This is a genomic window from Serratia surfactantfaciens (assembly GCF_001642805.2).
Classification (GTDB): domain Bacteria; phylum Pseudomonadota; class Gammaproteobacteria; order Enterobacterales; family Enterobacteriaceae; genus Serratia; species Serratia surfactantfaciens.
Map to the genome: position 1 here is coordinate 669,193 of NZ_CP016948.1, position 12,917 is coordinate 682,109.

Genomic DNA, 12,917 nt, shown 5'->3' on the forward strand with positions numbered 1-12,917 from the left:
CGCGCTTTTTTATTGGCGGGGGATCAGTTGAACATCACCGTCAGCGTGGCGCTGCCGAGACTGTGGAAATGGACGTTGAAGCCCACCAGCGCGCCGCTGGAACCCTCATCCACGTCAATGCGCTCCACGTCCAGCGCATGCACGGTGAACTGGTAGCGGTGGCTCTCGCCCGCTGGCGGCGCCGCGCCGCCGTAACCGGCCGAACCGAAGTCGGTGCGGGTCTGCAACGCGCCGGCGGGCAGCGGCGCTTTGCCGGAGCCCGCGCCCTGCGGCAGCTCGCGCACGTCGGCGGGAATGTTGGCCACCACCCAGTGCCACCAGCCGGAGCCGGTCGGGGCATCGGGATCGTAAACGGCGATCACGAAGCTCTTGGTGCCGGCCGGCACGCCGTCCCAGGCCAGGTGGGGCGACAGGTTATCGCCGTGGTAGCCCATGCCGTTGAAAACCTGCTGCTGCGGCAGCTTGCCGCCGTCCTGCAGATCGTTGCTGTACAAACGAAAAGCCATAGTGACTCCCAGTTGCGATAAAAGCAGAGCCCTTAAGCTAGATCTTTTTGGTGGAACAATACAAGCCCTTGCGCCAGCGGCGGGCGGTTGATCTCGACGGTGACATGCACCAGTTCGGGATGAACGGCCAACAGTCGACGTATCCTGTCGGCGGTGAGGGCGCGATCGGCGCTGCTCAGGGCGATGACGCAATGATATTTTCCTTTGCCGATACGGCCTAAATGCAAATCGGTCAGCGTGAGCGAGTGGCCGGAGGTGGCCAGCGTTTGACGAATCTCTTGTGCAACGGGAGCGTCCATTTCGGCATCCAGCAAAATCTTCCCGCTATCGCGCATCAGGCTATAGGCCCAGGCGGCAACCATCATCGCGCCGACGATGCCCATCAGAGGATCGAGCCAAACGGCGCCCCAAAGCTTGCCGCCGAACAGTGCGACGATCGCCAGTACCGAAGTGGCCGCGTCGGCGATGACGTGGATATAAGCGGAACGCAGGTTGAGGTCATGATGATGGTCATCGTGATCATCCCCGTGATGATGATGGTGGTGGCCGCCGCCGCGCAACAGCCAAGCGCAAAGCAGATTGACGGCCAGCCCGATCGTACCGATGGCGATGGCTTCGTTGTAATGAATCGGGCTGGGATTCATCAGCCTCTGCGCAGACTGGAACAGCATCAGCGCTGCCACCAGCACCAACAACACCGCGCTGGTGTAGCCGGCCAGCACTTCTATCTTCCAGGTGCCGAGGCTGAAGCGGCGATCTTTAGCCAGCCGTCGTGCGGCGCCGTAAGCCAGCACCGACAGGCCCAGAGCCAGCGCGTGCGAGCTCATGTGCCAACCGTCGGCCAGCAATGCCATCGAGTTAAACAGCCAGCCCGCGGCTATCTCGATGACCATCATACTGGCGGTGAGTATCACCGCCCATCTGGTGTTTCTTTCAGCCAATGGGTTACCATCGTCAAAAACGTGGCTGTGCTCGCGGCGCAAAGCGGGCGCGTGAGAAGTCATGGTGAAGTTCCTCAGCAAAAGGTAGTGTGCTGAAATATACTATACCCCAGTATAGTAAATAACAATCAGGCGGAAATGATGAGTCATACCATCAGAGATCAAAAGAAGCTGTTGGCGCGGGTGCGCCGCATTAAAGGGCAGGCCGAAGCGCTGGAGCGCGCGCTGGAAAGCGGCGGTGAGTGTTCTGCTATTCTGCAGCAGATTGCGGCGGTGCGCGGCGCGGTCAACGGTTTGATGGCGCAGGTGCTGGAAGGGCACGTGCGCGAACACTTGGCTGCTGCGGACGCCACGCCGCAGCAGCGTGAGCAAGACATCGAGCAATTGATGACCGTCTTACGTTCCTATATGAAATAACCATGATTTCACTGAAAAAACGCACGCCGTGGTTTGGCTGGCTGCGCCGTTGGGCCAAAAGCATCAAGCGCGATATCTATGCGCTGTGGCTGGCGGCCCGCGATCGCCGCACCCCGTGGTACGCCAAGCTGATCGCGCTGCTGGTGGCCGGCTATGCGATCTCGCCGATCGATCTGATCCCGGACTTCATTCCGGTATTGGGCTATCTGGATGATGTGATCATTGTGCCGTTGGGCATCATGCTGGCGGTGCGCCTGATCCCCAAGCCGCTGATGGCCGAGCTGCGCGAGAAGGCGCAACAGCGTGTCGATAATCCCACCGGCCGCATGGCGGCGGCGATGATCATTTTACTCTGGCTGCTGTGCCTGGGGCTGCTGGCCCGCTATCTGGACCAGCATTGGTAGGGGTCAGCGCGCGGCTGCGGCCACGGCTGCGGTCAGGCGGCTGAGCTGTTCCGCTTCGATGATGTAAGGCGGCATCAGGTAAATCAGTTTGCCGAACGGCCGGATCCACACCCCGCGCTCGACGAAACCGCGCTGCAGTTCGGCGACATCCACCGGTTCGCGCATCTCCACCACCCCAATCGCCCCCAGCACCCGCACGTCCGCCACCTTCGGCAGCGCCGCTAACGGCAGCAGTTCCTGCTTCAGCTGGGCTTCGATGGCGCTCACCTGTGCCTGCCAGCGATTTTCCGCCAGCAGCGCCATGCTGGCGTCCGCCACCGCGCAGGCCAGCGGGTTGCCCATAAAGGTCGGCCCGTGCATGAAGCAACCGGCTGCGCCGTTGCTGATGGTCTCCGCCACGTGGCGGGTGGTCAGAGTGGCGGAGAGGGTCATGTAACCGCCGGTCAGCGCCTTGCCCAGGCAGAGAATGTCCGGCACCACCTGCGCGTGTTCGCAGGCGAATAGCTTGCCGGTGCGGCCGAAGCCGGTGGCGATCTCGTCGGCGATCAGCAGCACCTGATGGCGATCGCACAGCTCGCGTACCCGCTTGAGGTAGGTTGGGTGGTAGATGCGCATGCCGCCGGCGCCTTGCACCACCGGCTCCAGGATCACCGCCGCCACCTCACCGGCGTGCTGCTCCAGCAGCGCGGCGAACGGGGCGATGTCCTCTTCACGCCATTCTTCGTCGAAGCGGCACTGCGGCGCGGTGGCGAACAGATGCGGTGCCAGATAGCCCTGATAGAGGCTATGCATCGAGTTGTCCGGATCGCAGACCGACATTGCGCCGAAGGTATCGCCGTGATAGCCGTGGCGCAGCGTCAGGATGCGCTGCCGCCGCTCACCGCGCGCCTGCCAGTACTGCAGCGCCATCTTCAGCGACACTTCCACCGCCACCGAACCGGAATCCGCCAGGAACACGCACTGCAACGCTTCCGGCGTCATATCCACTAACCGGCGGCACAGCGAGATGGCGGCCGGATGGGTAATACCGCCGAACATCACGTGCGACATCTTTTCCAGCTGCTGGCTGGCGGCCTGATTCAGGTGCGGATGGTTGTAACCGTGGATCGCCGCCCACCAGGAGGACATGCCGTCCACCAGACGCCGGCCGTCGGCCAGCTGCAGCTCGACGCCGCTGGCCGACTCGATCGGATAACAGGGCAGCGGGCGGCTCATGGAGGTGTAGGGGTGCCAGATATGACGTTGGTCGAACGCCAGGTCGGAAGCGGTCACGGACATACTTGTAAACCAAATTGAATTAAGATTGGTTGACAGTATATCCACAATATTTAAACTGGCGACACTTTTTCGTTTTGGAGACGCCATGATGGCCGACCGCATTCACTGGACAGTAGGGCAAGCCCAGGCCCTGTTTGATAAACCTCTGCTTGAACTGCTGTTCGAAGCGCAAACCGTACACCGCCAGCACTTCGACCCGCGTCAGGTGCAGGTCAGCACGCTGTTGTCGATCAAGACCGGCGCCTGCCCGGAAGACTGCAAATACTGCCCGCAGAGCTCGCGCTACAAAACCGGCCTGGAGTCGGAGCGGTTGATGCAGGTTGAGCAGGTGCTGGAATCGGCGCGCAAGGCCAAGGCGAACGGCTCGACCCGTTTTTGCATGGGCGCGGCGTGGAAGAACCCGCACGAGCGCGACATGCCTTATCTGCAGCAGATGGTGCAGGGCGTGAAAGCGATGGGCATGGAAACCTGCATGACGCTGGGTACGCTGGATGGCACCCAGGCCGAGCGGTTGGCGGAGGCCGGGCTGGATTACTACAACCATAACCTCGACACCTCGCCGGAGTTCTACGGCAGCATCATCACCACCCGCAGCTACCAGGAACGTTTGGATACGCTCGACAAGGTGCGCGACGCCGGCATCAAAGTCTGTTCCGGCGGCATCGTCGGGCTGGGAGAAACGGTGCGCGATCGCGCCGGGCTGCTGGTGCAGCTGGCCAACCTGCCGAAGCCGCCGGAGAGCGTGCCGATCAACATGCTGGTGAAGGTGAAAGGTACGCCGCTGGCGGATAACGACGATGTCGATCCATTCGATTTCATCCGTACCATCGCAGTCGCGCGCATCATGATGCCGGCCTCTTATGTCCGTCTCTCCGCCGGTCGTGAACAGATGAATGAACAGACGCAGGCGATGTGCTTCATGGCCGGCGCCAACTCGATCTTCTACGGCTGCAAGCTGCTGACCACGCCGAACCCGGAAGAAGACAAAGACCTGCAGCTGTTCCGCAAGCTGGGGTTGAACCCGCAGCAGACCGCCACCGAACACGGCGACAACCAGCAACAGCAGGTGCTGGCTAAGCAGCTGCTGAATGCCGATACCGCCGAGTTTTACAACGCGGCGCCGTGATGAGCTGGTCACAACGTATCGAGCAGGCGCTGGCGGAGCGGCGTTTGAACGCTGCCTACCGTCGCCGACAGGCCACCGAGGGCGGCAATGGTCGCCAGATCCGGCTTGGCGATCGTCTCTACCTGAATTTCTCCGGCAATGACTATCTGGGGCTGAGCCAGGATGCGCGGGTGATCGCCGCCTGGCAGCAGGGCGCGCAGCGTTACGGCGTCGGCAGCGGCGGTTCGGGCCACGTTACCGGCTTTTGCGCGGCGCATCAGGCGCTGGAAGAGCAGCTAGCGGAGTGGCTCGGTTATCCGCGCGCGCTGCTGTTCATTTCCGGCTATGCCGCCAATCAGGCGGTGTTGGCGGCGCTGATGCAGAAAGGCGATCGCATTTTGGCCGATCGTCTCAGCCACGCCTCGCTGCTGGAGGCGGCGGCGCAGTCGCCGGCCGAGCTGCGCCGATTCCAGCACAATCAGCCGCAGGCATTGGCGGATCTGTTGGCCAAACCCTGCGACGGGCAGCGGCTGGCGGTGACCGAAGGGGTGTTCAGCATGGACGGCGACGGGGCACCGTTGGCGGAACTGCATCGTTTAACCCGTGCGGCGGGCGTCTGGCTGATGGTGGACGATGCCCACGGCGTCGGCGTGCGCGGCGAGCAAGGCCGCGGCAGCTGCTGGCAGCAGGGCGTGCGCCCTGAACTGCTGGTGGCGACCTTTGGCAAGGCGTTCGGTGTCAGCGGCGCGGCGGTGCTGTGCGATGAGGCGACCGCCGAGTACCTGCTGCAGTTCGCCCGCCATCTGATTTACAGCACCGCGATGCCGCCGGCGCAGGCCTGCGCGCTGCAGGCGGCGCTGGCCTGCATTCGAGAGGGCGATGAACTGCGCGCCCGACTGCAGGACAACATTCGGCGCTTCCGCCAGGGGGCGGCGCCGCTGGCGCTGACCCTGACGGACTCCGACACCGCCATCCAGCCGCTGCTGATAGGGGACAATCAGCGCACGCTCGATTTGGCGACAAGGCTGCGCGAGCGCGGATTGTGGGTGAGCGCCATTCGTCCGCCGACGGTGCCGCCGGGCGGCGCGCGGCTGCGCATTACCCTGACGGCGGCGCATCAGCCGCAGGATATCGATCGTCTGCTGGAGGTATTGCATGACGTCAGCCAATGACAGGGTGAACAAACAGGCGGTCGCCTCGGCTTTCAGCCGCGCGGCAGGCAGCTACGACGCCGCCGCCGCGCTGCAGCGTGACGTTGGCGAGCGCTTACTGAGGATGGGGAACGCTCATCCGGGCGAACGCCTGTTGGACGCCGGCTGCGGCACCGGCTATTTCAGCCGCCGGTGGCGCGAGCGCGGCAAGCAGGTGACGGCGCTTGATCTGGCGCCGGGGATGTTGGCATTCGCCCGCCAGCAACAGGCGGCGCACCATTATCTGCTGGGCGATATCGAGCAGGTGCCGTTGCCCGACGCGGCGATGGACATCTGTTTCAGCAGCCTGGTGGTGCAGTGGTGCAGCGATCTGCCCGCAGCGTTGGCGGAGCTGTATCGCGTCACCCGGCCCGGCGGCGTGATCCTGTTCTCCACGCTGGCGGCGGGATCGCTGCAGGAGTTGGGGGACGCCTGGCAACAGGTGGATGGCGAGCGCCACGTGAACGCCTTCCTGCCGCTGGCGCAGATCCGTGCCGCCTGTGCCGACTATCGACACGAGCTGGTGACGGAGCTGCGCACCCTGAATTATCCGGACGTGATGACGCTGATGCGTTCGCTTAAGGGCATCGGGGCGACGCATCTGCACCAGGGACGCGAGGGCGGCCTGATGTCGCGCGGCCGTCTCGCCGCTTTGCAGGCGGCTTACCCGTGCCGGCAGGGGCAGTTCCCGCTCAGCTATCATCTGGCTTATGGAGTGATTTATCGTGATTAAACGTTGGTTCGTGACCGGCACCGACACCGAGGTCGGGAAAACTGTCGCCAGCAGCGCCTTGCTGCAGGCCGCCAATCTGGCGGGCTACCGCAGCGCCGGCTATAAGCCGGTGGCCTCGGGCAGCGAGATGACCACCGAGGGGCTGCGCAACGGCGACGCGCTGGCGCTGCAGGCCAACAGCGGCGTGGCGCTGGAGTACGACGAAGTGAACCCTTACGTTTTTGCCGAACCGACTTCGCCGCATATCGTTAGCGCCGATGAAGGCCGGCCGATCGACGCGGCGCGGCTGTCCGACGGCCTGCGCCGGCTGGAACAGCGCGCCGACTGGGTATTGGTCGAGGGCGCCGGCGGGTGGTTTACTCCGTTGTCGGCGCAGTACACCTTCGCCGACTGGGTGCAGCAGGAGCAGCTGCCGGTGATCCTGGTGGTGGGTATCAAACTGGGCTGCATCAACCATGCGGTGTTGACGGCGCAGGCGGTGCAACAGGCGGGGCTGACGCTGGCCGGTTGGATCGCCAACGACGTGGCACCGCCGGGGCGACGGCATCAGGAATACCTGGCCACGCTGCGCCGCATGCTGCCGGCGCCGCTGCTGGGCGAAATCCCGCACCTGCCGCAGGCCGAACGGGCGCCGCTGGGGCAATATCTGGATATCAGCCTGCTGGCGCAGTGAGAGGCTCTGGCTGATTGGTAACAACGCCGGGTCTTATAGCCCGGCGTTGGCTTTTACATGGCGGTAATGCAGGCGTTATCGAGATAAAGTACGCCATTTTTCGCTAGGGCAAACAGGTTGAACGTCAGGATGACATGGGTCGCCCAGACCGGGACTTTTCGTCGATTGGTGTTGAAACGATATTCGGTAAATTCGGTGTAAGCATCGGCTTTCATGACGGCATCCCAGGCTGCCGGCGCGGCTTTGGCGACGATCGAGATGCCGTTGTCCGCATGCTCCTGAATACAGGCGTACTGTAGCGTCGCAAACAGATTGCCGGTGCCGCCGTTGACCGTTTTCAGGGTAAAACAGGCACCCAACTGTTCATATTGCGCGACGGGCACGCTCACTCTCACCCCGGCGTTGGTATTGGCGTTGCCCAATTTGCTCACTTTCAGGGCGTTGCCGCCGCCGATGCCCGCGCCGGCTTCGATACCGATAGTCACCGCGTCTGAGGTAAAGGGATCGTCGATCGTGCCGCCGGTCACTTCCCAGCCGAACGGTTTGGCGGAAAAGGCGAAATCGCCGTCTTTGAGTTTGTTATTCACGGCGCCGACCAGCGTCTGGATCCCGGCGCCACCCCCACCGCCATCCAGTCGGCTATTGGCGATGACAAAGTCACCGGTACCGCTGAAGTAGCGACCGCTGGCGGTTCTTACGCCATAGAACTTCACGCTGTCGACGATAATCCCGCTACTGCCGGTCTCGGCATAAAACAGCGACGTTTGCGCCAGCCGGCCGCCGGCGACGATGATTTCGCCACCGTGAATCAACAGCGATGCGTTTTGATTGGCGCTGCAGCGGAAGGGGATATCCGTGAGCGGGCTATTGCCGTTGTTGAATTCCATATGGCAGCCATGCAGCTCAATGCTACCGGCTTCGACGTAGGCTATCGAACCGGCATAGTCGATCGAGGTGCCGAACAGGCGGAAGGCACCGTTGGGGTTGGCATTGCGAACGGCCAGCCCCTGGGAATTGCCGAGGGTGCCGCCGAAGAAGTTGATACCTTCACCGAAGTTTTGGGCTCCGCTGCTCGTTGAGGGCATATGCAGACTTTCAAAACAGCGAATGACTTCACAGGCATAGTGGTGGGCGATATAGGCATTGGTACCATAGTACAGGCCGTAGTAGAAGCCGGAAACATAGACGTTATTGACCGAGAAGTTGCCCAGCGACCCTTCAGGCGAATGGAAACGGATACCATCGGTGTAGTTGTATTCGGTCGGGGTTTCATCCTTGCCTTTGTTAATTTTGGCGCCAATGCCTTTGACGGTGAAATCTTTTAAGATAGGCGCCGGTCGAATAGGAACGTTGTTATCCAGCGCGCCGCTGCTGGTATAGCAACGCAGGAAATAGTTATGGTCGCTTTCCGTGCCGTTGGGGATGGTGGCGTTGATGCTGATGCCGTTGCCGTCGAGATAAACGAAGCCGACATTGATATCGGTTTTCGGCGCGGTCCAGGTGGCAAAAGGCGCGGCGAATCTGACGATCGTCGGGCGTTTTAACGTGTTGATGATGAAATCCTGCGCACTGACCAGCTCATCACGTGAGCTGACATAAATACCTTCAATATTCAGACGTTCCTGCAGACTCCAGTTTTTGTTGCGTAAATCCGCGTATTGAATAAATGCTGCGTTGTTGTCTGTCATGCTTACATCCCTCGATATTATGGTGTCGGTGTGACCCCTATCGAGTATGAAAAGACGGCGGGCCCATGCCTATTAGGTACAGACCGGCCGTGACTGATACAACAGCAACTTAATCGGTAACCCGAACGCTCATTCTGCCAGACCGACGCCGATCAGCGCCTCATCCAGCTGCGCCAGCGCGCCGTGCGCCACTGTGCGCCCGCTATCCAGCAGGCAAAAGCGATCCGCCACCCGGCGCACGAACGGCAGCTGATGTTCTACCAACAAAATGGTCATGCCCAACTCATAGTTGAGCCTGCGGATCACGTTGCCGATGTCGGCGGCGATCGAAGGCGGCACGCCCGCCGTCGGTTCGTCGAGGATCAGCAGCGCCGGTTCCTGGGCCAACGCACGGCCGATGGCCAGCTGGCGTTGGGCGCCTGCGCACAGATCGCCGGCGCGGCGGGCGCGCATCTGGCGCAAGTTGGGGAACAGGCTGTAGATCAGCGGCGGAATGCGGCGAGGAGCGCCGCGCACGGCCATCTGCGCCACCTGCAGATTCTCTTCCACGCTCAGCTGCGAGAAGAGTTGCCGCCCCTGGGGCACGTGGCTGATGCCCAGCGCGGCCCGGCGCTCCATCGGCTGCAACAGCAGGTTTTGCGGCGGCTCATCCGCCGGCTGCCAGGTCATGCTGCCGCTCACCACCGGCAAGTGCCCCACGATACAGTTGACCAGCGTGGTTTTGCCCACGCCGTTGCGCCCGAGCAGCACGGTGCACTGGCCGCGCGGCAGCTCCAGATTGATGTCCCACAGGATGTGGTTCTGCCCGTAAAATTGATTGACCGATCTCAGGCTCAGCATTTGGCATTCTCCTCATCGACGCCCATTCCACCCGTTGGCGGGTTGCTGCAAAGGCCGCTTTGGCGGCTGATTTCCCGAGTGTGGCAATGCCTGGAACAAAATGCCGTCCGTCCGATGCCCGAACACGGTTAGCGGTGGACGGAATGACAGTCAATATGTCGTGAAAAGCGACGCTTATGACGACTTGGTGTCGTTCTCGCGCTTTTACGAAGGATAGTGCGACGCCGGGATGGGGCACTGGGCAGCGCATTATGCTGCCGCGCCCGGTATGCACGCAGAAAGATAAAGCAACTCCCAGGCCAGTTTTGTCGTCGGATGAAAATGGCAGGTTGTTATCGTCTTGTTAACCGCCGGTCGGGCCTGACGGGCGGCGCCGCGGCGGCTCGAAAATACGCGGGGAAGTTAACCCGAACGTTTTTTGCACTCTTGTGGTGCTCCCCGAGGTGGGCGTGGTGCAAGGCGTTGCGCCGCCGTCAAGAACGATCGGGGCGAAAGGGGACAATGCGATTTTGGCAATGGGGATTTTTAGTATTAATCGGCATAAACAAAGCGATATTTTTATGAAAAAATAACTAAAAAAGGCATTTTGGCGAGTGTAAAGGGCGAAAAGCTTTCTTTCTGTAACTCCCGCCACGGGCGGGGCGGTGAGAGTTATCCACTATTCCTGTGGATAACCTTGTGTATTAGATTTAGAAAAACGCTGTAAAGCGAGAGCGGACGCGGGTTCTGTTCGCTTTGTCCGCATTCTCGTCTTTTTATTAAATTAATTAAATATCAATAGGTTAATTAAAATCAAGACGCAAGGGTATTGTTCGCGCTTCTATGTATGATTTTTCGCCGCGGTGCTATCAATAAGTTAATTTGCGGCAAGTTCTGGGGATAAATCTGTTATTGACAATAAAAATGTCACCCGACTGTAACGCCACGGTGCAATGACGCGCTCGCCACGCCGGGCGCAGCGACGAATCCGCTTGAAGCTGGTTTTATATCCAGTATCATGGGCACTGGCGCAAATCGCCGACACTTTCCATAATTAGGGGCCATGCCCGGCGCAGAGCCGGCTGGCCGCCTGAGCGCGCGCATCTCCACAGGGTAGCCGAGCCATGAGTAAACTGTTCAAACTGCATTCTGAATTCAAACCGGCCGGCGATCAGCCGGAAGCCATCCGCAAGCTGGAAGAGGGGCTGGAAGACGGCCTGGCGCACCAGACGCTGCTGGGGGTCACCGGTTCGGGCAAGACCTTCACCATCGCCAACGTGATAGCCGATTTAAATCGGCCGACCATGGTGCTGGCGCCGAACAAGACGTTGGCGGCGCAGCTGTACGGCGAGATGAAAGAGTTTTTCCCGGAGAATGCGGTGGAGTACTTCGTCTCCTACTACGACTACTACCAGCCGGAAGCCTACGTGCCGAGCTCCGACACCTTCATTGAAAAAGACGCGTCGGTGAACGAGCACATCGAGCAGATGCGTCTTTCCGCCACCAAGGCGCTGCTCGAACGGCGCGACGTGGTGGTGGTGGCGTCGGTGTCGGCGATCTACGGCCTGGGGGATCCGGATCTTTACCTGAAGATGATGCTGCATCTGACCCAGGGCATGATCATCGATCAACGCTCCATTTTGCGCCGGCTGGCGGAGCTGCAGTATTCCCGCAACGATCAGGCCTTCCAGCGCGCCACCTTCCGCGTGCGCGGCGAGGTGATCGACATTTACCCGGCGGAATCGGACGAGCTGGCGCTGCGCGTCGAGCTGTTCGACGAAGAAGTGGAACGGCTGTCGCTGTTCGATCCGCTGACCGGGCAGATCGAGCAGGTGGTGCCGCGTTTTACCATTTACCCTAAGTCGCACTACGTCACGCCGCGCGAGCGGATCATACAGGCGATGGAAGAGATCAAGGTCGATCTGGCGGAGCGCCGCAAGGTGTTGCTGGCCAACAACAAGCTGCTGGAAGAGCAGCGCCTGACGCAGCGCACCCAGTTCGATCTGGAGATGATGAACGAACTGGGTTACTGCTCGGGCATCGAAAACTATTCGCGCTACCTGTCCGGCCGCGCCGAGGGTGAACCGCCGCCGACGCTGTTCGATTACCTGCCGGCGGACGGCCTGCTGGTGGTCGACGAATCCCACGTCACCATTCCGCAGATCGGCGCGATGTTCAAGGGCGACCGCGCGCGTAAGGAAACGCTGGTGGAATACGGTTTCCGCCTGCCGTCGGCGCTGGATAACCGCCCGCTGCGCTTCGAGGAGTTCGAGGCGCTGGCACCGCAGACCATCTATGTCTCCGCGACGCCGGGCAAATATGAGCTGGAGAAATCCGGCGGCGATCTGATCGATCAGGTGGTGCGTCCGACCGGGTTGCTGGATCCGATCGTCGAGGTGCGGCCGGTCGCCACCCAGGTGGACGATCTGCTCTCCGAGATCCGCAAGCGCGCGGCGATCAACGAGCGCGTGCTGGTGACCACCCTGACCAAACGCATGGCGGAAGATCTGACCGAATACCTGGAAGAGCATGGCGAGCGCGTGCGCTATCTGCACTCGGACATCGATACCGTGGAACGGGTCGAAATCATCCGCGATCTGCGTCTGGGCGAGTTTGACGTGCTGGTGGGCATCAACCTGTTGCGTGAGGGGCTCGACATGCCTGAGGTGTCGCTGGTGGCGATTCTGGACGCCGACAAGGAAGGCTTCCTGCGCTCCGAGCGTTCGCTGATCCAGACCATCGGCCGCGCGGCGCGTAACCTGAACGGCAAGGCGATCCTGTATGGCGATCGCATCACCGATTCAATGGCCAAGGCGATCGGCGAAACCGAGCGGCGCCGCGCCAAGCAGCAGGCGTACAACGAAGCCAACGGCATCGTGCCGCAGGGGCTGAACAAGAAGATCGGCGATATCCTGCAGATCGGCCAACCGGTCAACCGCGCCAAGGGCAAAGGCAAGGGCAAGGCAGTGGAAAGCGGCACTCAGCTTCAGAACCTTACGCCGAAAGCGTTGGATCAGAAGATCCGCGATCTGGAGGCGCAGATGTACACTCACGCGCAGAACCTGGAGTTCGAACAGGCGGCGGCGCTGCGCGACGAAATCCATCAGCTGCGCGAGCAGTTCATCGCGATTTCCTGATCGTTTGGCGGCGCCTGCGCTGCGGG

At 61.4% G+C, this 12,917-nt stretch carries 12 protein-coding genes; 7 read left to right on the plus strand and 5 right to left on the minus strand.

Annotated elements, in window-relative coordinates:
• Nucleotides 1–23 precede the first annotated feature (23 nt).
• Both ATE40_RS03165 and dmeF read right to left on the minus strand, forming a co-directional pair.
• The gene (locus tag ATE40_RS03165; RefSeq protein WP_063918928.1) at nt 24–506 is read right to left on the minus strand and encodes a kinase inhibitor; all 483 of its coding nucleotides are present in this window, start codon (nt 504–506) and stop codon (nt 24–26) included.
• 32 nt (nt 507–538) lie between these two features.
• The gene (gene dmeF / locus ATE40_RS03170; protein ID WP_071891942.1) at nt 539–1,510 is read right to left on the minus strand and encodes a CDF family Co(II)/Ni(II) efflux transporter DmeF; all 972 of its coding nucleotides are present in this window, start codon (nt 1,508–1,510) and stop codon (nt 539–541) included.
• A gap of 78 nt (nt 1,511–1,588) precedes the next feature.
• Here dmeF and ATE40_RS03175 point away from each other — a divergent pair, with 78 nt between their 5' ends.
• Nucleotides 1,589–1,864: a metal/formaldehyde-sensitive transcriptional repressor gene (locus tag ATE40_RS03175; protein ID WP_019453999.1), complete on the plus strand. Its 276-nt coding sequence runs from the start codon at nt 1,589–1,591 to the stop codon at nt 1,862–1,864.
• A gap of 2 nt (nt 1,865–1,866) precedes the next feature.
• Nucleotides 1,867–2,268 carry a YkvA family protein gene (locus ATE40_RS03180; RefSeq protein ID WP_019453998.1) on the plus strand — a complete coding sequence of 134 codons (402 nt, stop codon included), beginning with the start codon at nt 1,867–1,869 and terminating at the stop codon, nt 2,266–2,268.
• A 3-nt stretch (nt 2,269–2,271) separates the two neighbouring features.
• Here the strand turns inward: ATE40_RS03180 and bioA are convergent, their stop codons facing one another.
• The gene (gene bioA / locus ATE40_RS03185; RefSeq protein ID WP_019453997.1) at nt 2,272–3,546 is read right to left on the minus strand and encodes an adenosylmethionine--8-amino-7-oxononanoate transaminase; all 1,275 of its coding nucleotides are present in this window, start codon (nt 3,544–3,546) and stop codon (nt 2,272–2,274) included.
• An 88-nt stretch (nt 3,547–3,634) separates the two neighbouring features.
• Here bioA and bioB point away from each other — a divergent pair, with 88 nt between their 5' ends.
• The 4 genes from bioB to bioD are packed head-to-tail and all read left to right on the plus strand — an operon-like array spanning nt 3,635 to nt 7,247.
• Nucleotides 3,635–4,672, plus strand: a complete 1,038-nt coding sequence (gene bioB / locus ATE40_RS03190) for a biotin synthase BioB (RefSeq protein ID WP_025160023.1) — start codon at nt 3,635–3,637, stop codon at nt 4,670–4,672.
• Nucleotides 4,672–5,823 (plus strand): 8-amino-7-oxononanoate synthase, encoded by a 1,152-nt coding sequence (gene bioF, locus ATE40_RS03195; RefSeq protein ID WP_019453995.1) that lies wholly within the window; start codon nt 4,672–4,674, stop codon nt 5,821–5,823. Before bioB ends, bioF begins: the two co-directional genes overlap by 1 nt.
• Nucleotides 5,807–6,574: a malonyl-ACP O-methyltransferase BioC gene (gene bioC / locus ATE40_RS03200; RefSeq protein ID WP_063918930.1), complete on the plus strand. Its 768-nt coding sequence runs from the start codon at nt 5,807–5,809 to the stop codon at nt 6,572–6,574. Before bioF ends, bioC begins: the two co-directional genes overlap by 17 nt.
• Nucleotides 6,567–7,247 (plus strand): dethiobiotin synthase, encoded by a 681-nt coding sequence (gene bioD / locus ATE40_RS03205; RefSeq protein WP_063918931.1) that lies wholly within the window; start codon nt 6,567–6,569, stop codon nt 7,245–7,247. The genes bioC and bioD overlap by 8 nt, the downstream gene beginning before the upstream one ends.
• A 53-nt stretch (nt 7,248–7,300) precedes the next feature.
• On the opposite strand, the gene ATE40_RS03210 is transcribed toward bioD, so the two are convergent.
• Both ATE40_RS03210 and ATE40_RS03215 read right to left on the minus strand, forming a co-directional pair.
• Nucleotides 7,301–8,935, minus strand: a complete 1,635-nt coding sequence (locus tag ATE40_RS03210) for a hypothetical protein (RefSeq protein WP_063918932.1) — start codon at nt 8,933–8,935, stop codon at nt 7,301–7,303.
• Between the two features lie 129 nt (nt 8,936–9,064).
• Nucleotides 9,065–9,775 (minus strand): ATP-binding cassette domain-containing protein, encoded by a 711-nt coding sequence (locus ATE40_RS03215; RefSeq protein ID WP_063918933.1) that lies wholly within the window; start codon nt 9,773–9,775, stop codon nt 9,065–9,067.
• Nucleotides 9,776–10,878: 1,103 nt separating this feature from the next.
• On the opposite strand from ATE40_RS03215, the gene uvrB reads away from it, so the two are divergent.
• Nucleotides 10,879–12,891 (plus strand): excinuclease ABC subunit UvrB, encoded by a 2,013-nt coding sequence (uvrB, locus tag ATE40_RS03220; RefSeq protein ID WP_063918934.1) that lies wholly within the window; start codon nt 10,879–10,881, stop codon nt 12,889–12,891.
• Nucleotides 12,892–12,917: the final 26 nt, after the last annotated feature.

Bases quoted from the DNA above. Each gene is read 5' to 3' on its own strand.
- ATE40_RS03165 (WP_063918928.1), bottom strand. From the start codon at position 506: ATGGCTTTTCGTTTGTACAGCAACGATCTGCAGGACGGCGGCAAGCTG.
- dmeF (WP_071891942.1), bottom strand. From the start codon at position 1,510: ATGACTTCTCACGCGCCCGCTTTGCGCCGCGAGCACAGCCACGTTTTT.
- ATE40_RS03175 (WP_019453999.1), top strand. From the start codon at position 1,589: ATGAGTCATACCATCAGAGATCAAAAGAAGCTGTTGGCGCGGGTGCGC.
- ATE40_RS03180 (WP_019453998.1), top strand. From the start codon at position 1,867: ATGATTTCACTGAAAAAACGCACGCCGTGGTTTGGCTGGCTGCGCCGT.
- bioA (WP_019453997.1), bottom strand. From the start codon at position 3,546: ATGTCCGTGACCGCTTCCGACCTGGCGTTCGACCAACGTCATATCTGG.
- bioB (WP_025160023.1), top strand. From the start codon at position 3,635: ATGGCCGACCGCATTCACTGGACAGTAGGGCAAGCCCAGGCCCTGTTT.
- bioF (WP_019453995.1), top strand. From the start codon at position 4,672: ATGAGCTGGTCACAACGTATCGAGCAGGCGCTGGCGGAGCGGCGTTTG.
- bioC (WP_063918930.1), top strand. From the start codon at position 5,807: ATGACGTCAGCCAATGACAGGGTGAACAAACAGGCGGTCGCCTCGGCT.
- ATE40_RS03210 (WP_063918932.1), bottom strand. From the start codon at position 8,935: ATGACAGACAACAACGCAGCATTTATTCAATACGCGGATTTACGCAAC.
- ATE40_RS03215 (WP_063918933.1), bottom strand. From the start codon at position 9,775: ATGCTGAGCCTGAGATCGGTCAATCAATTTTACGGGCAGAACCACATC.
- uvrB (WP_063918934.1), top strand. From the start codon at position 10,879: ATGAGTAAACTGTTCAAACTGCATTCTGAATTCAAACCGGCCGGCGAT.